Below are 22,153 nucleotides of genomic sequence, written 5' to 3'. Positions count from 1 at the left end.
CGTGAACCCAAATGAATTCGCTTTGAGATTGAAGCTGGCGCTGAAACCTTCATCATAACTTTTTATGGCAAATTCAATTCTGTTGCAGCTCGAACTTCCCGGCATCAAAAAAGTTCGGAGCGGCAAGGTGCGGGAAATTTTCGATTTACACGATGCCTTTCTCTTTGTGGCCAGCGACCGCATCTCGGCCTTCGACTGCGTAATGCCGAACGGCATTCCGCACAAAGGCGAAGTACTCACGCAATTGTCGCATTTCTGGTTCGATCAAACGGAAAATCTCGTGCCGAACCATCGCCTGGTCAAAGCGGGTGAATCGTTCCACGTGCCCGCGCTGGCGCATCTCCCCGCCGCAACCAAAGCCGCGCTCGCCCAACGCGCCATGATCGTCAAGAAAGCCCGGCCGTTGGCGGTCGAGTGCATCGTGCGCGGCTATCTGGCCGGCTCCGGTTGGAAGGAATATAAAAAATCCCAGACCGTTTGCGGTCTGGCGTTGCCGGCGGGTTTGCGGGAATCCGCCGAATTACCGGAACCCATTTTCACACCCTCAACCAAGGCCGATACCGGTCACGATGAAAACATTTCGTTCGCCGCCGCGGAAAAAATTTTGGGCGCCGACCAGGCCCGGCAAGTCCGCGATTTGAGCCTGAAGATTTATCGGTTCGCCCGCGACTACGCCCGCCAACGCGGCATCATCATCGCCGACACCAAATTCGAATTCGGCGTGTTCGATGGTCAGCTCATTCTGATTGATGAAGTGTTGACGCCGGATTCCTCGCGGTTCTGGCCGGCCTCCGAATACGCCCCCGGCAAGAGCCAGCCCAGTTTCGATAAACAGTTCGTACGCGATTACCTGGAAACGTTGTCGTGGAACAAAACTCCGCCCGCGCCCGCTTTGCCGGACGACGTGGTGGCTAAAACTGAAGCCAAGTATCTGGAAGCTTACGAACGGTTGACGGGACAAAAATTGTAAGCGCCCGACGGCAAAGCGAACGGTTGCGTCCGCTGGTGCGGCTAACGTCGCCAACGCGATTGTTGCGCCAGCGGTGTGACCGGATCCATGACCAGCCAGCAAATCAATCCACCGCTGTACATGACCGCCGCCACGTAAAAAACCAGACTCCAATTCCCCGTCCACTGCACCAGGTAACCGGAAGCGAGCGACGAAAGGAAACCGCCGAAATTGCCCATCATGTTCATCGTGCCCGACAGCGTGGCCACCGCCTTGCCGCCAACATCCATGCAGGCCGTCCACGCGCCCGGCATTTGGGCGTCATTGCAAAACGCGACCAGCGCGATGGCGGTCACGGCCAGATACGGTTGCGTCAATTGCGCGGCGGCCACCAACAACAGCACCGCTCCGGCGGAAGCCGCGGCGCCGATGTAACGGCGCGCGTGGCCGACGTTCCCCAGCCATTGCCCCAGTTGCGGCGAAAACCAACCCACGAACAGCGAACCGAACGCGCCGACCAAGAGCGGAGTGCCCGCCAACAGCGCGCTTTGTTTCATATCGAAACCGTGTTGTTGCAACAGGTAAGTGGGAAACCAGGTGATGAAGAAATAAAAACAATAGCTGCAGGCAAAATATTGACCGCACAAACACCAGACCGTGCGCGAGGTAAACAACGTCCGCCACGGGATTTTGAAGCGAACGTCGGGCGCGTCCTCCGGCGGCAACCGCGCGGCTTCGGCGGCGTTCACGGCGGGATGCGTCCGCGGGTCATCGCGATACCACCAGAAGAAAATCACCGCCCAGACGACCCCGAGCAGACCGAACAGAAAAAAGGCCGCGCGCCAGGACACGAACATCAGCGTCCCGGCCACCAACAGCGGCGTGAACGCGCCGCCGATGCGGGCGCTCATCCACATGATGCCTTGGGCGCGGGAGCGTTCGGAAGTGGGCAACCAACGATTGAACGCCTTGGTCAGATTGGGAAAACAACCCGCCTCGCCCGCGCCAAAAAGAAAACGCACCACGAGGAGCGACCAGAGATGGCGCATCCAACCGGTAGCCGCCGTGAAAAAAGACCACCACAACACGATGCGCAGCAGAACGCGGCGCGGGCCGATCCGGTCGCCCAGGTAGCCGGTGGGAATTTCAAACAACGCGTACGCCAGCGTGAACGCCGCGAACACCCAACCCATTTGCTCCGCGTCCAAGTGCAGGTCGGCAGCCATCAACGGTGCCGCCTGCGCAATGCAAATCCGATCAATGTATTGAATAATGGCCAGCGACACCGCAAAGCCCACGACCCAATAACGCGCCCGGGTCGGAGCGGCGGCTGATTTGGAAACGGGCCCGGTCATGGACGCTTGAAGTAACCGAGCGCGCGGCCCACGGCGAGCCTAAAAATGTGCCGCGTTCGTTAGAACGCGGCTGACTTTCTGTCGGATGTGGAATAATTTCACGAACCGTGAGCAACCCCGACCTCCATCATCTATCCCGACTGGAGCGTTCCTACTATCAAGCCTTTGCCGCCGTTCATTGGACGATGCGAATTGTCCCCGTAACCCCCGGCTGGCTGGACGACCGTTTTCATCACGAGTTTCGCGAGGTGTTGGTTCATGCCGGCGTCCGTGAAAAACTGGTTTGTCCAACTTATTGTCTGATGCCGGATCATCTGCACCTGATGCTGCTGGGTTTGGCGGTGGCCAGCGACCAGTTGAATGCGATCAAGTTCCTGCGGTTGCAGTTGAACCGGTTGCTGGCGGGTGAACCGCTGCAAAAGTCAGCCGCGCTCGCACGAGCGCAGCGACGGGAAATATGGAAACTCCAGCCGCAGGCGCACGACCACGTATTGCGCGAGGAGGAACGGAAACAGGGCGCGTTGGCGAGCGTATGCTTTTACATCTTGGCAAATCCCATGCGGGCGAAACTGGTTGAGACAGAGGCGGAATGGAAATTTTGCGGTGCGGTGGTACCAGGCTATCCCGATTTGTATCCGCTTCAGGAGGATTATTGGGAACTGTTCTGGAAGCTTTACTGCAAACAGCGCGAGCCGTTGCCGACGGAGCCGTTGAAAAAATCTTAACCCGTGGCTGCACTCGTGAGAGTGCGGCACATCAGTCAGCCGCGTTCTCACGAACGCAGCCACATTATAAGGAACAAATAATCTCCGCCCACTTCGGCAGCATGCGCCGGTTTTCGAGCCGTTCTTGTTTGGCTTTGAGCTGCGGCTCGCTCAGATTACCGTCTTTCGTTACATCCATAACCCCAGCCGGAGCAGTCTCTGCCTTATTCTCAATCGTTCGCCGGAGTTCATTTCCAGCAACCACGCCGTCGCGCGCCCAGCCGGTGTTTTTCCGATAATGCTTCCCTCGACAATTGTGAAATGGTCGGCCCATCGGTCGTGACGCGGATGAAAAAGCTCCGTGACTTTGCCAGTGTCAGGGTCAACGCCGCTGAGATTCGTGCCTTTGTGACAATTGCATTCAGGGCAGGCAAGCGCGAGATTGTCGGCGTCATCAGTACCACGATGCTGACGGGCGATGATGTGCTCGATGTGAAAGCGCAGTCCGGAGAAGTCCTGCGGCAGACGACAATACTCGCAACGGTTGCCCGCGCGTTGCCGAATCAACTGGACGGTCGCCGTGTCCATCAGGCGGCTTTGGCAAGAACCGCTTTGGCTTCGACTTTGAGGACGCCAAGCAACGTATTGACGCGAACGAGCGATTCCAATTCTTCCCGCTCGGCTGCCGTGAGTTGCCCTTCGGTGTTTTTCTCCGCAAGCCAATCGTAGCGGGATTGTATTTCCTCATCGGCGGTCAGGTTGACGATGGCGCGCGCGAGTTCAATGGAAAGCCCACGCGCCAGCGGACGAAGAAATTTTTCCAAAGCCACGGTATCGCCATTTGTCTTCATGCCAAGCAGTCTAGCATACGGCTAATTTGCTTGCCAGACCTCAAATAATCCCCGCCCATTTCGGCGGCGTGCGCCAGTTTTCGAGGCGTTCTTGTTTGGCTTTGACCGGTCCGATCGGGGGGAGCGTAAACGACTTTGTCGTGCCGGGGTGGAATAAACTCACCTGTGAACCTTTATGGTTTGTTTCCCGCTTGGGCGAGAGCACGAACCGCCTCCGCCCGCACGCGTTCATCGGCGTCATTGTTGGCGGAGTATTGCAGCCATTTGACTACGGTGGGGTCCGACTGCATTTCGCTCAACGCATCCAGCGCCAGCGCGCGCAGTTTTGGATTATCCATCTGAAGCCCGTAGACCAAGGCTGGAGCGGCGGCAAGATTTCCTGTGTTGTCCAACATTCGGAACAAGTCCGCCGTTTGATCCACATTGTTCTGCGCCACGACTTCGTTTGCAAAATCCCTTACGGCCTCCGCACTCGCTGCCTTGGCTGACATCAAGACGCGAAAGGCGGCAAACCGCTCTTGCAACGAAGCGGTATTGTTCGCCAGCCGTCTTTCCAAGTCAGCTTGACGCTCCGGACTCATCGGCATTTCGCGTAACGCATCCTCCAATTGACCTTGCACCCCGCGACTTTGCTCCGAGGCCAGCGCCGTCCAAATTGCTGACTCAACCTGCAGATCGTCGAAGCCTCCCAGAATCTGGGCCGCCCGCCGGCGGATTTGCTCGTCCGGATGAGTCGCGACGAGTTGCAACGCCTTGTCCCGTAACGCGGGGCTTTTCAGCCCGACAAATTGTTCCAACACGTCCCCAATCAATTTCGTATCGGAAAGCGTTTCCATCCATGCCAGACCGGTGCGTAACACTTCGTCGTCAATGGCCTGGTTTCTACGGAGAATCCGCAGGATTCGGAGTCGCTCGCCGTCGGAGAGCGAAGCATCCAAAAATCGTCCCCTCAATTCGGCGGTCTTGGCAGCCGATAATGGAAGTTGCCCGCGCTCCATCAAGGACTCTGAGGCCAAAGTCAATTGGCGAACCTGTTCTTCCAGTGCGGCCAGGCGCTGGGGCATCACACCCTCATCGGAATTCATGACTGAAACCGGAGCACCTGAAGCGGCGGGAACAGTGACGACCGTTGTCTCCCTCTGCTTCAGATCCTCCAACTCGGATCGCAAAGCTCGAATCTCGGCCTGCTGCCAGACTAATAATCCGAACAAGACCGATAACGCGATGAAGAGGATTGCATTCTTTCGCACGGCTTGGATGCTGCCGCGACAAGGCTTGCCAGTGAAGCAAATAATCCCCGCCAGTTCCTGCAAGATGCGCCAATTTTCGAGCCGTTCCTGTTTGGCTTTGTGCAACGTCTCGCTTGGGTTGCCGTCTTTGTCAGTAGCCGCGTTCGTGAGAATGCGGCTGACTTCGCCTCGCCCTCCGTGCGCGCGAAGCAGATGAAGTCATAGACTTCGTTGGTCTCCGGTTCGATGGAGAAATCCGGCTTCCCGGACGGATCGCCCTGGAGACTCAGGCGTTGCGCGATCTTCTCGCCCTGCGCCCTTGTCATGAAGCCTGGGTCGCGATACCGTGTGGCTATGACTGCGGTGGAAGAACTTAAGAAGCAGGCACTCGCCCTCGGTGTAGAAGCGCGGGTTCAATTGGCCGAATCTTTACTGCGTTCGCTGCCCCCAATAACCGAAGAACGGTCTGAGGCTGAGGAGTTGGCCGAAGCCGAACGGCGTGACTTCGAGATTGAATCCGGCCAGGCGCCGGCGCTTCACGACGGCGAATTCTGGCAACGTGTCGAAGCCCGCCGCCGGAAATGAACGTCGAATACCATCCCGCCGTTGAGCAGGATGTCGCTGAAGTTCTCAATTACTACGATGGGGTTTCACCCGTACTGGGAGACGAATTCAAAAAGGAGTTACGGCACTTCATCAAGTTCGCGGCGGCAAACCCGGGAAGATTTCATCTCGTCAGTTCCCAATTCCGTCGGGCCAACCTGCGACGCTTTCCCTATCACTTTCTTTACCGCGAGATTCCCGATGGCATTCGCATCACGCTGGTCCGACACCACAAGCGGCATCCGGATCATGGCTTGGGACGCGAATAGCGAAGTGGTGTTTTGTTCAGCACTTCAAATAATCCCCGCCAGTTCCTGCAAGATGCGCCGGTTTTCGAGGCGTTCTCGTTTGGCTTTGAGCCGCGACTCGCCCGGGTTGTCGTCTTTGTCGAAGTGCTTCGCGAAGCGGCCTTCGGTGCGCGCAAAGCGGATGAAGTCATAGACTTCGTTGGTCTCCGGTTCGATGAAGGAATCCCGTTTCATAAAGTCAGAATACATAATTTTATTCTTACTAATTTTATATTGACGGACTTTATTTAGCAATTCACACTACTGGAAATGAATATGACTGAAAGAGCCGAAACTGCCTGGTTCACGACCAAGGGGCAGGTGGTCATCCCTCTTCGCTTGCGAAAACAATTTGAAATCGAAGACGGGACGAAGGTTGTGGTGCAGGCGACGCCGGAAGGAATTCTCCTCAAACCCGTGACCGCCGCGCTCATCAAGCGCGGGCGTGGCATCCTCAAGCGCAAGGCAGGCGACAAACCGTTGGCCGAGGAATGGGCCGAGCACAAGAAGCAGGAACGGGAACTGGAGGAGCGCCATGCCCGCTAAGGTGCTCGACAGCTTCGCGCTCATTGCCTACTTCCGCGACGAGCCGGGCGCAGAAGCGATGGAAATCCTGCTCGTCACCGCAGGGAAGAAGGACAGCCCGCTCCACATGACCGACGTAAATTACGCCGAGGTCAAATACTCCATTATGAAAAAGGACGGCGCGAATGCGTGGGCGGAAGCCGCGAAGGTTCTCCAGGGTCTGCCAATTGATTTCCATTCCACGGATCGTGCGCTGGCTGACACCGCCGCCGATTTCAAAGCACAATTCAAGATCAGTCTGGCCGATGCCTTCGCCGCTGCGTTGGCGAAAGAAAAGAAAGCGGAGCTCGTCACGGGCGATCTAGAATTCAGACCACTGGAAAAGGAAATCAAAATCAACTGGCTGAAATGAAGGAAACAGCGCGATGAACAACAATCAGAAGAAAGAACTGTGTCTTGCGCTCATGCGAGCCGACAGCGAGGCGGAGATTGTCAGGATTTTAACCGAAGCCGGACTTTGGGAAAACCGACGAGTGTGGCGTCTCTATGGCGACCGAGAAAACAATTTCAGCACGATTGGTAATCAGCAAAACCGCCCGGATGCCGCGCTGGTTGAGAAGCTGGTCAACTCCGTTGACGCGCGCCTAATGCACGAATGTCTGGCACGCGGCATCAATGCAGAATCGAAATCGGCGCCGCAAAACATCCGCGAAGCCGTTGCACGGTTTTTTGAAGAAGGCACGCCAAACACGAGTATCTATGGGGGACAAATCAGTGCATGGGACAACGAAAAACGTCGAGAAGTCGCGCGAGGCATCACGCTGGCGGCTACGGGAATGAAAGTTCAAGATGGCGACCCTTGCATCACAATCACCGACGCTGGCGAAGGACAAACGCCGCGCAAATTTCCTGACACGTTCCTTTCTCTGGAAAAGTCTAACAAGCTTCGCATTCCGTTTGTTCAGGGAAAATTCAACATGGGCGGCACAGGTGTTCTGGAATTTTGCGGAAAGAAAAACCTTCAACTGATTTTGAGCCGCCGCAGTCCGCGAATTCTCGACGGAAATTTTGATCACCCTACCGACGATGAGTGGGGATTTACCCTCGTGCGTCGTGAAGATCCTTCAGGCAATCGCCGAAGCTCGTCATACACCTTTCTCGCACCTGTCGGAGCAGACGAGCGCCCGCAGCAGGGAGAAGTTCTGACTTTCGCCTCTGATTCGATGCCGATTTTTCCAGACGGCGCGGACCCTTATGCCCGCGAGGCGGAGTCTGGTTCGCTGATCAAGCTTTACGAGTATTCAATGCCGGGTCATCGCTCGCACATACTTCGCAAGAGCGGCCTGCTGGCTCGCTTGGAAGTCTTGATTCCCGAACCAGCGTTGCCCATTCGACTTCACGAATGCAGGGCCGCGTATGGCGGCGACGAAGCGCGCAGTTACAATTCCATGGCTTCTGTAGAGCTTGAATTGTTTCGGGTCGTTGATCCGGCAGGTCGCGGCTCGGCGCAATCAGCAGCGAACCCAACCCAAGAAGTTAACAAGCCGACAACCAACGAGATCCAGCCCTTTTGAATCATCCGCACTAGCGCGTCTCGAATGGCGGCAAACTTCACGATGTTGTGAGCCGATGCCGCCAGTAACCGGGGCGGCGCTTGCCGTGAGCAATGGCAACGATGAGGATGTAATCGGCTTCGATGGTGTAGAGCACCGCATACGGAAAGACCCGCGCTCGACAGAGATGCACGTCCTGTTCAAGGACTCGCCAACGCTCAGGCGTGGCAACGATCTTCGCGCTGGTGGTTTGGATTTCTTGGGCGAACCGCCGGCTGAGTCTGTGTCCGCGTTCTTTGTAGAATTGAACGGCTTCCTCAAATTCCAAAAGCGCTTCGGGATGGAACTCGTGCCTCATTTCGCCAGCAGGCGTTCGATGCGGCGATAGGCTTCAGCGGCGGGAACTGCTTTTACTTTGCCGGAGCGAACTTCATCGCGGCGGCGGATGGCTTCATCGGCCCAAGCGGTTTCCAGTTCCGCCTCGTCAAGGCTGGCAATGAGACGCTCCGCCAGATAGGCGCGCTCCTTGGCGGGAAGTTGCTCCACGGTTTCGGCGATGCTTTTCAGCGCAGCAGTCATGATTGGAAAGTAGCACTTGGCGTGGCAAAGACAATCCTCTACAACCCGTAGGCTCAAACTTTTCAACGAATTTGGAATGAACCTCCTCACGTCGGCCGCTGCAAGGAATCAAATAATCCCCGCCCGCTCTGGCAACGCGCGCCGGAGGAAGCGTGGGACGTCAAGGGATTAAATCATCCGAACGGAAACTTTACGACTCGCCATTCTCCATTCCACCGCGCAAAAATTTTATTCGCAGCGCGCCGAGAGGCAGGTAATTGGCTAAATTGATGCACATGGAACCGCAACCACAACTGGCGTACGATCCAGCCGAATGGCTGGGCGATGCGCATCCGCTCGTCGCCCAACTCGGGTCGGCGGACGGCTTGACGGCGTTGCACCATCTGGCGGAAACGCTGGTGGCGCAACCGGTGACCAGTCTCGACACCTTGCGAAAATTTTTACGGGTTTATCTGGAGCGGATTTTGTTTCCGCACGAATTGCCCGCCATCCGCCGCGCCTATCAGCACATCCGCCGCAATGAACTGCGGGAACTGATCGCCTACGATCAAGCGCTGGCCACCGAACTGCCGCTGCCGGATTTTGCCGACGCCAGCCGCCGCGTCGGTCAGGCGCAACTGGAAAAGCTCCGCCCGTTGCGCGATGAACGGGTGGTGCAACGGTATCTCGCCGCGGTGGAAAACCAACAGGCGCATGCCTGGCACACGTTGGTTTATGGCATGACCCTGGTGCTTTATTCGCTGCCGTTACGCCAGGGCTTGCTGGGTTACGCCCACCAAACCACGCGCGGTTTCATTCACGTCGCCGCCCGCGATTTGCATCTGCGGGAAGCCGATTGCCGCGCACTGTTCCAAAGCTGTTGCGAAAAACTGGTTCTGACCGCCGGCGCCGCGGACGCGTGACCCGGCGCTCCCGCTCCGTCCCAACTCTTTCGACGTGATGCGAAAGTTGCGCCGCCCGTCCGAATTTGCTTCCTGAAAGTTTTCCCGCATCCAGACTGGAAACCCCGCAACGCTTGGCCCATGCTTGGGCTTTCAATGAAAACGAGTTCACTCCTGTTGTGCCTTTGGGTGGGGTTCGTCCTTGGCACATCAACCTTGCCCGCGGCGGAAGACGCGCGCCTCGAAGCGTTCTTTCGGGATTACCTGGAGCAGGTCTTCCAACAACAACCCACCACCGCCACGGCCTTGGGCGATCACCGCTTTGACGCGCAACTGGACGATATTTCGCCCGTTGCCCGGGCCGGGTGGAAAAAGCTGACGCAACAAACGCTGCGGGAGTTGCCGCGCCGCATCGCCTATCGTCAGTTATCGCGCCCCGCGCAGATAGATTTTGAAATCCTGCAACAGGAGCTGCGCCGCAACCTGTGGCTCGACGAAAATTTTCATCCGTTTGAGACCGATCCACGTACTTACGGCACCTACATCACGGACAGCGTGTATCGGCTGCTGACCCAATCCACGTTGCCGGCGGAAACCAATGTGGCTAATTGCATCGCGCGCATGCGCGCCATTCCCCGCGTCATCGCCATCGCGCAGCAAACCCTGACCCACCCGCCGGAATCCATTTTGGAAACCGCCATCCGCCAGAACCGCGGCGCCATCGCCTTTTACGAAACCGAACTCTTTCAACTTGCCGGCGCGACGCCGCAACGCGCGCAACTCGAAGCCGCCGCCGCGCCCATCGTTTCCGCCTTGCGCGATTACCAACACTTTTTGGAAACCGGACTGCGCCCGCGCGCCACCGGCAACTGGCGCATTGGTAAAAAGAAATTTACCCGGAAACTCGAGCTGATGCTGGATTCAGGTATGACCGCCCAACAGGTGGTGGCTGATGCCGAAGCGGAATTTACCCGCGTGCATCGCGACCTGTACCTCGTCGCGCGCCAGTTATGGAGTCGCTATTTTCCACAGCAACCGCTGCCGCCTGACGACGCGACTGGGCGGCGGACGACCATCGCGCAAGTAATCGCGGCCGTCAGCGAGGAGCACGGTCAACCGGATCAGTTGTTGGCGGATGTGCAAGCCACCGTGAGCCACATCAAGACGTTCATTCGCGACCGCCACCTTCTGACCTTGCCTGAGCCGGACGCCTGTCAGGTGATTGAAATGCCGGAGTTCAATCGTGGCAACTCCGTGGCGTACCTGGAAAACGCGCCGCCGTTGGACCCGCGCGCGGCCAGCTTCTACGCGGTGAGTCCGCCGCCTGCGGATTGGGAGGCGTCCCGCGTGCGGACCTATCTCGAAGAATACAACGCGCACCTGCTGCAAATCCTCACGATCCACGAGGCGTATCCCGGCCATTACGTGCAACTGGAATACGCCAACCGGAATCCCTCCTTGATCCGGAAAGTTTTGGCCTCGGGCGTGTACATCGAAGGCTGGGCGGTTTACACCGAACAAATGCTGTTGGACCAGGGCTATGGCGACGGCGATCTGCGCCTGCGCCTGATGCAGCTCAAGTTCTACCTGCGCACCGTGGTCAACGCGATCCTCGATTATCGCATGCACTGCGCGCGAATGACCGATGCCGAAGCGATGCGGTTAATGGTGGAAGGCGCGTTTCAATCCGAAGGCGAAGCGCGGCTCAAAATCATCCGCGCCAAACAAAGCTCCACGCAATTGAGCACCTACTTTGTCGGTCGCATGGCGCATTACCGCTTGCGGCAGGCGCTGCAACGCGAACTGGGGGATCAGTTTGATCTGGCCCGCTACCACGAAGCGGTTTTGAACGTCGGCTCGGTGCCGGTGAAATACCTGCCCGAGCTGGTGCGAACCCAATTGAACGCTGGGAAATAAACCGCAAAGCAAGCCGCCTGTTACCTCTCACCCCTCGCCGATCGGTTAAGCCAACGGAGTCTTCACCCCGAGACCCGGCCTCTGCATGGCTGCGGCGCCCCGCCGCAGTTCCGACCGAACCAAGTCGAGACGCCTCGGTGGCCTTTTACTTTAGAACCCGATGTCGTCCGCGAGACGCGAACGACTACCGCCGAGGCCGGCGATGCCCCCCAATGCCGATTCCTCTGCCAATCATTCCCTTGCCTTTCTGAGGAAGTGGATTGGCATTGCGATAATTCCCGTTCGCGTATTTCGTGTCTTTCGCGGTTGTAGCACTTTGGAATTAAACGCTTTTCCCCTCTCCCGACCTGACGGCCACCCTCTTGTATCTGCCTTTCCGTCTATCCTTGTCAGAGATGATGGATTGGGGAAGATGGGACTGTCCTGCCGCCTGCAGGCGGCAGGACAGTGGCGCGGATGAGTTCGTTACCCTCTGGCACAGGCTTTTGGCCCAGTGCGTGGGGAGCCTGAACCGTTCGCGCTGGAGTCCTAAACTCGAACCGTTGATGGAGCGGCCCACTCCGGCCAGCTCGTATTTGCAAGAAGGAGCTAGAACACCATGACCACTATCTACACAGGCTTGGATATTGCCAAGCTGAACCTGCAACTGCACCTCCTCGGACGCCGCCACGACCTGCCCAACACGGCAGCGGGCCACCGCCGGCTGGTCAAACTCCTGGCTTCCCTGCCCGGAACGCACGTCATCTGCGAAGCCACCGGCGGTTACGAACGCGACCTCGTCGCCGCGCTGCATGACGCCCGCATCCCTGTCAGCGTCTTGAACCCGGCCCGCGTCCGCCACTTCGCCCGGGCCACCGGCCAGCGGGCCAAGACCGATCCTCTGGATGCCGCCATCCTGACTGCCTACGGCCAGGCCTTACAACCCCAACCCACCGCTCCGCGCACGCCACAGGAACACCACCTGAGCGAACTGATCCGCCGCCGGGTGCAGGTATTGGCCCTCTTGGTGGCGCAACGCCAGCAAGCCCAACGGCTCACCGTGCCCGCCTTGCGCCGCCAAGCCCAAAGCCTCGTCCGCCGCCTGGAACGCGATCTGAAACAAATCGAAACGCAACTGGGGCAACTGCAGGCGCAAGCCAGCTCCCTGGACGAACGGGTGCAAAAACTCGTCGCCATCACCGGCGTCGGCACCATTACGGCGTTAGGCGTGCTAGCCGAACTGCCCGAACTGGGCACGCTCAACCGCCGCCAGGTGGCGGCACTGGCCGGACTGGCCCCGCATCCGCGGGAGAGCGGCCAATGGCATGGCCGCCGGCGCATCGGGGGAGGCCGCGCTCCAGTGCGCCGCGCGCTGTATATGGCGGCATTGGTGGCAGCGCGTTCCAACCGCCAGCTCCAAGCGTTCTATCAGCGCCTGCGCGCGGCCGGCAAACCCGCCAAAGTCGCCCTCACCGCCGTTATGCGTAAACTGATCGTCCTCATGAACCACACCCTCAAAAATCCAAACTTTGTCCCCCAAAATTAAATACCGTTGCTCCCCATCGGATGGGGAGAGGGCCGGGGTGAGGGGATATTTCCCTGGGGAGGGACGCGTTCCACCGCGTCCCTGATTGGTTGGGGACGACGTGGAAGTCGTCCCTCCCAGCATGACGCCGGTGACGTAAGCGTATGGGTAGGGCGGACATGGTTTTTGACAGGATGAACAAGATTTACCGGATCAAATTCTTGATTGGCGGCTGGATCGCGTTCCGCGTTTGAACTCCAACTGCTTCGCGCCAAGATTCAGCAACAATCATCCCTTGTAATTCGCCTATCTCTCGGGGCCTCGGTGGCTCTTAACTTTAGAACCTGAATGTCGTCCGCGAGACGCGAACGACGACCGCCGAGACGGCGGTGCTCCCCCAATGCCCATTCCTCTGCCACTCATTCCCTTGCCTTTCTGCAGAGCTGGCTGGGCGCTGCGATAATTCCCGTTCGAGTATTTCGCGGTTGTCTGCTGCGGTGCGAAGTCGGTGATCTCAACCAAATCTCGCCCGGTCTCACGAGTTGTTCCCTCGCCAATTACTTTTTTCCATACTCACAAATTGGCGCGGCGGCTTAAAAGCCCGTTGAAAATTACCACTGCTTGACTTGGCGGGGCTTCCTCTCGACTCTGCTGGCGGTGGCATGAGCACAGACAATGGCTTTCTTTTAATTTTCCGCAGCGCAAGTTGGTACCAGGACCTTTCACCCGAACAGATGCAACAGGTGGTCGAGAGCTGGGTGGCCTGGATGGACCGCTTGAAGGCAGAGGAAAAATGGCTCGGCGGCGACGCGGTCGAGCGGGAGGGGCGACTGGTGATGGGCAAGACCCGGGTGGTTTCGGAGGAGCCGTTCGCCGATGCCCGGGAGACTTTGGGCGGTTATTTGGTGCTGAAGGCGGACTCGCTGGAGGAAGCCGTGCTCACGGCGCAGCAATGTCCGGGGCTTTCGTGCGGCGTGGATGTGGAGGTGCGCCCGATTGCTTCCAAATATCCTCGTCTCGATGACGCGGTGTCGCAGGAGTTGACGCGGCGCTGAGGGGGCGGGAGCGCGGTTCTGTCGGGATCAAAATTGAAACTGTCTTGCGGCAAAAAATTTTTCTAGCCTGCCGATACTGGTGAATCGAGAAATGGCAACGAACGTCACGGAAACAGCGCCCGTCGGGCTGGCGGAACATCTGTTCCGACGGGAAGCCGGGAAGCTGGTGACGGCGTTGGCCGGGGTTTTTGGTCTGCACCGTCTCGACGTGGCGGAAGCCGTGGTGCAGGAAGCCCTGGTGCGCGCCTTGCGCATCTGGCCGTTTCACGGGATGCCGCGTTATCCGGCGGCTTGGTTGACGCAAACGACCAGAAACCTCGCGCTGGACATCATTCGACGGGAGGCGAACTTCGAACACAAACAACAGCAACTGATCGCGTTCATGGCGCAATGGCCGGGGCGCGCGGCGGACAGTGCGCCGTTGCAGGAGGCGGACCTGCGCGAAACCCGCATCCGCCTGTTGTTCGCCTGCTGCCACCCGCAGCTCTCACCTGAAGCGCATGTGGCGTTGCTGCTGCGGGTGTTGTGCGGCTTCAGTGCGGCGGAAATTGCCGGCGCGTTCCTCATTGCGGAAAACGCCATCCTGCAGCGGCTGGCGGAGGCGCGGCAAACCCTGCGGGAAAAGCAGGTGGCGCTGGTGATTCCTGATGGCGCGGCTTTGTTTTCGCGACTCGAACAGGTTTTGCACAGTTTGTTTTTGCTCTTCAACGAGGGTTGCAAAGCCGCGAGCGGTGAGGTGTTGGGTCGCGCCCCGCTCTGCCAGGAAGCGATCCGGCTGGCCGAGTCGCTGGTGGAACATCCGGCGGGCGACCAGGCAAAAGCGCACGCGCTGCTGGCGTTGCTGTTGTTGAACGGCGCGCGGTTGCCGGCCCCGGCGGAGGGCGCGGGCAACTTGCTGCGGTTGCGCGAGCAGAACCGTTCGCAATGGGATCGGGGTCTGATTGCGCGCGGTCTCTACCATCTGGCGCGCGCGTCAGCGGGCGAAGCATTGAGCGAATACCATTTGCAGGCGGGCATCGCGGCCATCCATTGCGCCGCGCCGAGTTATGCCGCAACCGATTGGGCGCAGATTCTGGATTTGTACGATCAACTTCTCGCCAGCGACGACTCACCGCAGGTGGCGCTGAACCGAGCGGTGGTTTTGGCGGAAGTTCGGGGGCCACAAGCTGGAATTGATGCCGTCCTGGCGATTCCCGATCTGCCCATGCTGAAATCGTATTACCTGCTGCACGCGGTGTTGGGCGAACTGGAGCTTCGACAAAATAATCCGCGCGCGGCGGCCACCTACTTTCACACCGCCGTGCAGTTGGCGGAGTTGAAATCGGAACAGTTGTATTTAACACGTCAGTTGCAAGCTTGTCTGGGACGATGAAACCGAAACGCAATCCATGGAAAATTCAAGCGCAAGGCGCGGCGAGCCTGGCCATCCTCAGCCTGTTTGTGACGCTGAAGGTGTCGGCCGCAAATGAGCCGGGTTTCGTGCAAAGCGAGTTCATTTACGAGACGGCACCGTTCCCGTCCTGTCACGCCTCGACCATTGTGGAAACGCCCTCGGGTTTGGTGGCGGCCTGGTTTGGCGGCACCGCCGAGAAAAATCCCGACGTGTGCATTTGCGTCTCCCGCCACGAAGACGGCGTTTGGACGCCCCCTCGGGAAGTGGCCAACGGTGCTGGATTCGGTCCGCAGCGCTGGCCGACGTGGAATCCAGTATTGTTTCAACCACGCGAAGGTCCGCTCCTGCTGTTCTACAAGGCGGGGCCGAGTCCCAGCGAATGGTGGGGCATGTTGACCACGTCCACCAACGCCGGCAAAACGTGGAGCGCGCCGCGGCGTTTGCCCGAGGGAATTTTGGGGCCGATCAAAAACAAGCCGGTGCAATTGGCGAATGGCGACATTCTCGCGCCGACGAGCCGGGAGGGAAGCGACGGTTGGCGGGTTTATTTCGAGCGCTCAACCGATGGCGGACAAACCTGGACGGCCACGCCGTTCCTGAATGATGGGCGCCAACTGGCGGCCATTCAGCCCAGCATTTTGTTTCACGGCGGCGAAGTATTGCAGGCGCTCGGCCGCACCCGACAGGGGCGGCTGTTTGATCTCTGGTCGCGGGACAACGGCAAAACGTGGGGGCCGATGGCGTTGACGCTGTTGCCGAATCCCAACTCCGGCACGGATGCCGTGACGCTGCAGGACGGACGGCAACTGCTCGTTTACAACCACCGCTCAGACCGGCAGCGCAACCGCCTGAATGTCGCCGTATCGTCGGACGTCCGGGAATGGTCGGCGGCTTACACCTTGGAAGAGGATCCGCAAGCGCCCACCGAGTATTCGTATCCGGCGGTGATTCAAACTGTGGACGGTTTGGTTCACATCACTTACACCTGGCAGCGCAAACGGATCAAACACGTTGTGCTGAACCCAAACCAACTGGTCCTGCGTCCGTTTACCGACTCCGTCTGGCTCTGGCCAAAGTAGGCGTTCTGATCTTTCGAATCGCGGCCGTCCGGCGAAGTGCTTTTGTTCACCGGCAGTCATGCGATCGCGATTCCGTTTCAAGGCGTCGTTGTGGCGGGCGTCAGCTCGCGGGCCAACGCACTGATGGCTTGATGCAACCGCCAGGCGGTGTCCGGACCGCATGAATTGACCTCGCCATACACACCTTTCGAGCCGTACAGGTGCGGCGGTTTAACGTCCCATTCACTCTTCGGAATGATGTAGCCCAGTTCGTCGTTGGCCAGACCGAAGATGAACTTGATGCGTCCGGGCATCAGTTCGCGCAGTGGTGGAATTTCCAGCGGCGCGAGGTCGAAGTCTGCGCCCTCTGGATGCTCGATGCCGCCGTTGACAATCTCCGGATAAATTTCACCGGGCACACAAGCAATGCTGGCGTCGCCCACGGTGACCAATGCCACCTCGGTCCGCATTTTTTTCCAATGCGTGTAGCCCCGATCCAACAGCCCCAAATAGCTCGCGGCCAGAAACAGTTGGTTATCCACGGGCAGTTCGAGAGTGCGCGCGCGAACGCCGATGGCGACCGCAGAGGTGGCGGGCGAATTTGCCTGGGTGAGCTGCGGCAAAATCTGGGCGGCAAGCCGATGCGCCACGGCCTGGGATTTTTCGTGCGAAGGTTCTTTGAAGTCCTGATCCAACCAGGGATCATGCACCGTCACCGTCGGATGCGTGGTCATCAATCCGCCCACCGCGCCATTGATGTAGAGATGAATCCCCCCAAGACCGGTGGCAAACGTCTGGCCGTTGTGTGAAAAACCGTATTCCAAGGTGTCGCGCAGAAAGCCGCAAAAATCCGCGGTTATCTCGGTGTTTTTGCTCCACGGTGTTTCCGGATGATTGGCCCAGCCCACGATCGTTCCAATCGTCGCCCCTGTCGTCGGACTGGTGAAGTGCATCACGCGCACGTCCGGATCGAACACCACCGGTTTGCGCGTGTCGGCCACCAGACCCTCGGGAGACATCGGAATTTCATGAAAAGCAACCAGCGCTGGTTGCAACGCGGCGGTGGCCTCACCCAATGCTTGCGCCGCGGCAGCAATGACCTGCTGTCGGTAGCGATTATCCACACCCGTGCGGAACGGGTTCGGTCCCCACAACCCCATCAGGTCCGGCGTGGAATGATTGTGCATCGAAGCAACGATCGTGTAATCGAGCTTCCACTCGGAATGACACGCGCGCCGCACGGCGACGACATCGTCGTGAAAGAAACCGATCGCATCCAATCCCACCATGCCGAGGCGCGTGTGGCCGTCATCCAGCACGCAGGCGATTGCCCACAGATCGTCATGAATGGCCGTCGCCGCGCGGTTCTGACTGAACCCGGCCAGCCAGACCGGACGCTGGGGATCGCTCAGGTCCGGATTGATTTTGACTCGACCGAATCCGACCCGCAACGGTTGCGGCGGCTGAGCAGCGCGGGCTGGATCAATTTTCAAATCCAGTTGATACCCTGGCGAACGGTCACGAAAGGCATAAACACCCCGCCACACCAGCACGACCCCCAAGACCAGCAAGAGCACCGCACCCCAACGCAAACCTCGCCACAAAATTTTTTTCATATTGACTCGTCCGTCCGCAATTTCGGGAACCACCTGATTTTGGCGACCCTGACGATGGGTGTCAAAACAAGAGGCGGTGGGAAACCGGATGTCGTCCGCAAGGGCACGAACGACCATAGCCGCGGACGGCGATGCCACTTTGGGTCTGAGTGGAACAGCCAACTTGGCTGTTTTGGTTGGCAACCTGCCGACCAGTACTGCTGAGTTCTATTTTTCCCTGGGAGGGACGCGTTCCACCGCGTCCCTGATGAGTTGGGGACGACGTAAAAGTCGTTCCTCCCGGCATACCGACGCCGTCGCCATGAGCGTGTGTCCGATCAATAATGTGGCTGCGGCGTCTCGCCGCAGTTCCGCATCACCTGGCGGCGCGCACGGAGTGACGCGCCCTACCGGTTCCAGTTACCAGAACCGGATGTCGTCCGCGAGACGCGAACGACTACCGCCCGAGGACGGCGGTGCTCCCCCAATGCCCATTCCTCTGCCAATCATTCCCTTGTCTCTCCGCAGAGTTGGCTGGGCACTGCGATAATTCCCGTTCGCGTATTTCGTGTATTTCGCGGTTGTATTTTCCTGGGAGGGATGCGTCCCACCGCGTCCTTGATGAGTTGGGGACGACGTGGAAGTCGTCCCTCCCGGCACACCAACGGCGGCGGCAGCGTATGGGGCGGGCAGTTACTCTCTCCACACTCGGTGGGGGGCCGAGAACGGCTATAAAAATCTCGCCATTAAAAACTGGACGGCTCCGGTGCGGGGAGTAGAGTCACCAGCAGTCAAGCCGTAACAGTGAAGCACCGAACCTGGGATCATGCCTGACGAACCATGCAAAGAACCATGCAAACAGGTTTTAACACCGATGAATTTATAGCGGCTTGCCGACAGGTTGGCGGTATGCGGAGGATGAAGTCCCAACTCCGCTGCCGCGGCACCTCTTTTTGCCAACCGCGAATCATGCTGAAATGGCTGTGCGTCCATTTGGTTTTGGTCGGCATGGCGAGCATTTCTCCGGCCCAATCATACAAAGTTCAAGGCCAGATGGTCGCCAAGTACTACAGGTGGAACGGAGATGAGTTTGGATCACAAATCACTGGGTTTGTCATCAATCTGCAAGGAGACCGATGGCTCTTGCGGGCGGAGTATGGGACCAATTGGTTTATGTTGGTCAGCGGAGATGGAACGAACAATTACGCGGTTCTGATTGACCCTGAAGGTGAAACAGATCCCGCTCCCGCGAGGGTGTACCCGGGCGATTTCCCGCAATTCCAATTTGATCGAGTCACCGTTCCGTGGCTGGCATTTTGTTCTTCCCACTTTTTGGATCATTCACCGAGAAAAGACTCCATCCCATGCCTGTGGCGACAGCCTCGGACGGACCCTTTGGCGCATGTCTGTATCACCCGCACCCAACGGTTTCATGATTCCCCTCGCCTGCCCGAAACAGTTGAATGGATTACTGATACCGGTCAAATTGCGTCTGCCGCTACAAATGCCTGGCTTCGCAATGAAGGGGCTACGGATGACGAACTCGACCGCCGGTTGATTGATTACTCGACATGGATCAAGCCGGGAAAGGTTTTGGGACGCTTCGCGGTTACAGCGCAAACGAACTTTAACGGAAAAACGTTGCCATTGGCATTTGAATTGGAAGCGTATGAATATCTTTCACCCGAGGCGAGAAACCGCCTGCAACAGACAGTGGATGCGGCGGGCAAAACTCCGGGGACCAAGCGCGAAACGGTCACGGATACTTACTTGGTGGCTCATTATGTTGGCCAGGTTTCCCGGGTGCAGACTTCTGATGTCCAGGTGGAGCCTCCAGAACCCAAGCTGATGGACATCGCGGATTTCCGACTTTCAAGCCCTGCTGATGGAATAGATTACGTGTTATACACCTCAAAGCACTGGAAACCTCAGACGGATGCCGAACTGCTCAGGCTGCTGGAAATTAAGAGAAAAAATCCGCCGCAACGGGCCATCCGTCTGCGCCCAAACCAACGGGGCATTGTGCGTATCACCATTCTATTAATTTTCTGCGCGCCGTTCGTGTTTTGGGGCGTGAGAGCGTTCGCCCAGAAAAACAAACGCCACCCGACATCGTGACATGAAAAAAACGCTTCGCCGACGGCGCAGGCCGGGCCGTCACCATTTGCTGATCGCTCTGTTATTCCTAACCGGAGCGCTCCCGAGTGAAGCCAGCGAATACCTCGCCCAAGGACATTTCGTCATCCACGATGGAAAAAACCTGACGACCGATGTGGAAACTAACGTCACTGCGGCTGAAGGTGGGTTTTCGGTCTGGGTTAAAAATTGCAACTGGCTGATGCGCTGGACTCAGAGCAATGAGCCGTTTGACTACCAAGAGTGCGGCACCGACGGGCGCTACGTTTATTCCATCTATTCAGTTGAACAACGCGCGCTCCAACGGCGCCGGGAAGGGCGGCCTCTCGCCAACGAATTCATCGGCACGGTCGAAGACGGCTCCATTCCCAATCCAGGAACAACCCGGCTGGCCAATGTCCTTTGGTGGACGCTGGCGTCCGGGTGTTATTTAAGCACGAACACCGACGTCCGATTTCCGCCGATCCGGTACATGGATCTACCGCAAGACGCGTACTTGTGGTACGCCAACCAGAAAATGGCGGCCTTGGTGGAGCGCGACACGAAATCGCCTTTTTTGCCTTCCCGGGTTGTTTTTATGGACGATGGCCTTGAAATCGGTTGGCCCGGTTTAGAACCACCAGATGCGGCCGCTTGGAAGCAGTTGCAAGAAACCCGACGCTTATCCCCGTATGAGAACGGATTTACCAACTGTGTCTTAAGCGTCCTCAACTATACCAATTTGGCAGCAGGGAAATTCCCCGTCTCTGCCGTTCTCCGCACCTATGCGCCGGTCCCACACGCTAGGACGGCTGCTGATTTGGATTGGCGGAGACACCTCCTCATCACCGTCACCAATCTTCAGACAGAGAATCTGGATATCCGCACTACGGTGCCGCGGGTACCTGGGAATATGTTTCTCGCTGACGCACGTTTCATAAAGGATAAACCCGTGGTAATGACTTTTGGCTATATTACACCCGGCGAGTGGCCTTCTGAAGCGCAAGCCAAGCAAACGCAGAGCTATAGAGAGGCGCGGGAAGCGTCCCTCAGAGCATTCGAAAATGCCGGAATCACAATTGACCTGCGGGCCCGCAAAAGAGCGTTGATCCTTGGACTGTTCATCTTGTTTTCAGCTTTGGCGTTAGTGTATAGCGTAAAAAAACTATCTCGGAACGCCAAAAGCACTGTCACCCAGCAAAGAAAGAAATAGCAGATGGATCACCATCAATCACTCCTCCCGTTCGACGATGAAATAATAATATGGGCTTAGTGGTTTTGCTGACTTCCCATGAAGACCTCAAAATCCAAATGGCAGCGGTTGCGCCGGTGGAGCGTTATCGGGATTATCGCGGCACTCTTGCTTCCCGGTTTGCAGGTTGCGGCATTATGGTTGGTGAATCCGCCCACGACCGGGCCGATGGTGTGGCGTTGGGGCGCGGGGAAGTTTGAAGCCCAACCTTATGTGGCCAACCAGTACCGCTGGGTGGATTTGAACGCGGTGTCCCCGAACTTCACCACCGCCGTCTGGTTGTGGGAGGATCATCGGTTTTTCGAGCATTGGGGGTTTGATTGGGTGGAGATTCAAAACGCCTGGGCCCAGGCGCGCGCCACGGGGAAACCGGCGCGCGGCGCCTCCACCATCACGCAGCAATGCGCCCGCTCCTTGTTTCTCTGGCAGGGCCGGTCGTGGGTGCGCAAGGGGTTGGAAGCTTATTATTCGGTCTGGATGGAGTTGTTGTTGAGCAAGCACCGGATTTTTGAGGTGTACGTAAATGTCATCGAACTGGGGGCGGGCATTTATGGGGTTGAAGCGGCGGCGCGACATTACTATGGTGTCTCCGCCCATGAATTAACCCGTGAACAAGCCGCACTGCTGGTCGCCATGATGCCGCAACCCAAAGTGCTGGACCCGCGGCAACCAACGGCGGGGATGTTGGTCCGGCAGGAAAAAATTTTAGAGCGAGCGGACGGAGTGGATTTTCCACTCCCGGAGTGAA

At 58.1% G+C, this 22,153-nt stretch carries 24 protein-coding genes; 16 read left to right on the top strand and 8 right to left on the bottom strand.

Annotated elements, in window-relative coordinates; translation table 11 throughout:
• Positions 1–64 precede the first annotated feature (64 nt).
• The gene (locus M9920_08255) at positions 65–970 is read left to right on the top strand and encodes a phosphoribosylaminoimidazolesuccinocarboxamide synthase (protein MCO5052281.1); all 906 of its coding nucleotides are present in this window, start codon (positions 65–67) and stop codon (positions 968–970) included.
• Positions 971–1,011: 41 nt separating this feature from the next.
• Here the strand turns inward: M9920_08255 and M9920_08250 are convergent, their stop codons facing one another.
• Complete coding sequence (locus M9920_08250) at positions 1,012–2,304, bottom strand: MFS transporter (protein ID MCO5052280.1); 1,293 nt, start codon at positions 2,302–2,304, stop codon at positions 1,012–1,014.
• A gap of 107 nt (positions 2,305–2,411) precedes the next feature.
• Here M9920_08250 and M9920_08245 point away from each other — a divergent pair, with 107 nt between their 5' ends.
• Entirely contained in the window at positions 2,412–3,029 is a 618-nt protein-coding gene (locus M9920_08245; protein ID MCO5052279.1) for a hypothetical protein, read from the top strand.
• Positions 3,030–3,197: 168 nt separating this feature from the next.
• Here the strand turns inward: M9920_08245 and M9920_08240 are convergent, their stop codons facing one another.
• The 3 genes from M9920_08240 to M9920_08230 form a co-directional block, all read right to left on the bottom strand.
• Entirely contained in the window at positions 3,198–3,596 is a 399-nt protein-coding gene (locus M9920_08240) for an HNH endonuclease (GenBank protein ID MCO5052278.1), read from the bottom strand.
• Positions 3,596–3,859, bottom strand: coding sequence for a hypothetical protein (locus tag M9920_08235; protein ID MCO5052277.1), 264 nt, complete (start codon positions 3,857–3,859; stop codon positions 3,596–3,598). The genes M9920_08240 and M9920_08235 overlap by 1 nt, the downstream gene beginning before the upstream one ends.
• A gap of 173 nt (positions 3,860–4,032) precedes the next feature.
• Entirely contained in the window at positions 4,033–5,214 is a 1,182-nt protein-coding gene (locus M9920_08230) for a HEAT repeat domain-containing protein (protein MCO5052276.1), read from the bottom strand.
• 228 nt (positions 5,215–5,442) lie between these two features.
• Here M9920_08230 and M9920_08225 point away from each other — a divergent pair, with 228 nt between their 5' ends.
• On the top strand, positions 5,443–5,673 hold the full coding sequence (locus tag M9920_08225) for an addiction module protein (GenBank protein MCO5052275.1): 231 nt from the start codon (positions 5,443–5,445) through the stop codon (positions 5,671–5,673).
• Positions 5,670–5,960 (top strand): type II toxin-antitoxin system RelE/ParE family toxin, encoded by a 291-nt coding sequence (locus M9920_08220; protein MCO5052274.1) that lies wholly within the window; start codon positions 5,670–5,672, stop codon positions 5,958–5,960. The genes M9920_08225 and M9920_08220 overlap by 4 nt, the downstream gene beginning before the upstream one ends.
• A gap of 24 nt (positions 5,961–5,984) precedes the next feature.
• On the opposite strand, the gene M9920_08215 is transcribed toward M9920_08220, so the two are convergent.
• Complete coding sequence (locus tag M9920_08215; GenBank protein ID MCO5052273.1) at positions 5,985–6,188, bottom strand: hypothetical protein; 204 nt, start codon at positions 6,186–6,188, stop codon at positions 5,985–5,987.
• Positions 6,189–6,254: 66 nt separating this feature from the next.
• On the opposite strand from M9920_08215, the gene M9920_08210 reads away from it, so the two are divergent.
• From M9920_08210 to M9920_08200, 3 genes are read left to right on the top strand one after another with little or no spacing between them, the layout of a single operon-like run.
• Positions 6,255–6,524, top strand: a complete 270-nt coding sequence (locus M9920_08210; protein MCO5052272.1) for an AbrB/MazE/SpoVT family DNA-binding domain-containing protein — start codon at positions 6,255–6,257, stop codon at positions 6,522–6,524.
• Between the two features lies 1 nt (position 6,525).
• Positions 6,526–6,915 (top strand): PIN domain-containing protein, encoded by a 390-nt coding sequence (locus M9920_08205; GenBank protein ID MCO5052271.1) that lies wholly within the window; start codon positions 6,526–6,528, stop codon positions 6,913–6,915.
• Positions 6,916–6,928: 13 nt separating this feature from the next.
• Entirely contained in the window at positions 6,929–8,077 is a 1,149-nt protein-coding gene (locus M9920_08200; protein MCO5052270.1) for a hypothetical protein, read from the top strand.
• A gap of 37 nt (positions 8,078–8,114) precedes the next feature.
• Here the strand turns inward: M9920_08200 and M9920_08195 are convergent, their stop codons facing one another.
• Positions 8,115–8,414: a type II toxin-antitoxin system RelE/ParE family toxin gene (locus M9920_08195; protein MCO5052269.1), complete on the bottom strand. Its 300-nt coding sequence runs from the start codon at positions 8,412–8,414 to the stop codon at positions 8,115–8,117.
• Positions 8,411–8,635, bottom strand: coding sequence for an addiction module protein (locus M9920_08190; protein ID MCO5052268.1), 225 nt, complete (start codon positions 8,633–8,635; stop codon positions 8,411–8,413). Before M9920_08190 ends, M9920_08195 begins: the two co-directional genes overlap by 4 nt.
• 275 nt (positions 8,636–8,910) lie before the next feature.
• Between M9920_08190 and M9920_08185 the strand changes: the two genes are divergently transcribed.
• The 6 genes from M9920_08185 to M9920_08160 all read left to right on the top strand — a co-directional run bounded on the left by M9920_08185 (position 8,911) and on the right by M9920_08160 (position 16,464).
• The gene (locus M9920_08185) at positions 8,911–9,537 is read left to right on the top strand and encodes a hypothetical protein (protein MCO5052267.1); all 627 of its coding nucleotides are present in this window, start codon (positions 8,911–8,913) and stop codon (positions 9,535–9,537) included.
• A 135-nt stretch (positions 9,538–9,672) separates the two neighbouring features.
• A complete protein-coding gene (locus tag M9920_08180) occupies positions 9,673–11,433 on the top strand; it encodes a DUF885 domain-containing protein (protein ID MCO5052266.1) in 1,761 nt (586 codons plus the stop codon).
• A gap of 598 nt (positions 11,434–12,031) precedes the next feature.
• The gene (locus tag M9920_08175) at positions 12,032–12,958 is read left to right on the top strand and encodes an IS110 family transposase (protein MCO5052265.1); all 927 of its coding nucleotides are present in this window, start codon (positions 12,032–12,034) and stop codon (positions 12,956–12,958) included.
• A gap of 641 nt (positions 12,959–13,599) precedes the next feature.
• On the top strand, positions 13,600–13,992 hold the full coding sequence (locus M9920_08170; GenBank protein MCO5052264.1) for a YciI family protein: 393 nt from the start codon (positions 13,600–13,602) through the stop codon (positions 13,990–13,992).
• A 91-nt stretch (positions 13,993–14,083) separates the two neighbouring features.
• Positions 14,084–15,364: a sigma-70 family RNA polymerase sigma factor gene (locus M9920_08165; GenBank protein ID MCO5052263.1), complete on the top strand. Its 1,281-nt coding sequence runs from the start codon at positions 14,084–14,086 to the stop codon at positions 15,362–15,364.
• Positions 15,361–16,464: an exo-alpha-sialidase gene (locus M9920_08160; protein MCO5052262.1), complete on the top strand. Its 1,104-nt coding sequence runs from the start codon at positions 15,361–15,363 to the stop codon at positions 16,462–16,464. The genes M9920_08165 and M9920_08160 overlap by 4 nt, the downstream gene beginning before the upstream one ends.
• Positions 16,465–16,541: 77 nt before the next feature.
• On the opposite strand, the gene M9920_08155 is transcribed toward M9920_08160, so the two are convergent.
• A complete protein-coding gene (locus M9920_08155; GenBank protein MCO5052261.1) occupies positions 16,542–18,059 on the bottom strand; it encodes a hypothetical protein in 1,518 nt (505 codons plus the stop codon).
• A gap of 948 nt (positions 18,060–19,007) precedes the next feature.
• Between M9920_08155 and M9920_08150 the strand changes: the two genes are divergently transcribed.
• The 3 genes from M9920_08150 to mtgA all read left to right on the top strand — a co-directional run bounded on the left by M9920_08150 (position 19,008) and on the right by mtgA (position 22,152).
• A complete protein-coding gene (locus M9920_08150) occupies positions 19,008–20,156 on the top strand; it encodes a hypothetical protein (protein MCO5052260.1) in 1,149 nt (382 codons plus the stop codon).
• A gap of 1 nt (position 20,157) precedes the next feature.
• Positions 20,158–21,366: a hypothetical protein gene (locus M9920_08145; GenBank protein MCO5052259.1), complete on the top strand. Its 1,209-nt coding sequence runs from the start codon at positions 20,158–20,160 to the stop codon at positions 21,364–21,366.
• A 78-nt stretch (positions 21,367–21,444) separates the two neighbouring features.
• Entirely contained in the window at positions 21,445–22,152 is a 708-nt protein-coding gene (gene mtgA, locus M9920_08140) for a monofunctional biosynthetic peptidoglycan transglycosylase (GenBank protein ID MCO5052258.1), read from the top strand.
• Position 22,153: the final 1 nt, after the last annotated feature.

It is taken from the genome of Verrucomicrobiia bacterium (assembly GCA_023953615.1).
Taxonomy (GTDB): Bacteria; Verrucomicrobiota; Verrucomicrobiia; order Limisphaerales; family JADLHS01; genus JADLHS01.
The sequence above is the reverse complement of the archived record's forward strand: the minus strand, read 5'-3'. Positions and strand labels throughout refer to the sequence as shown.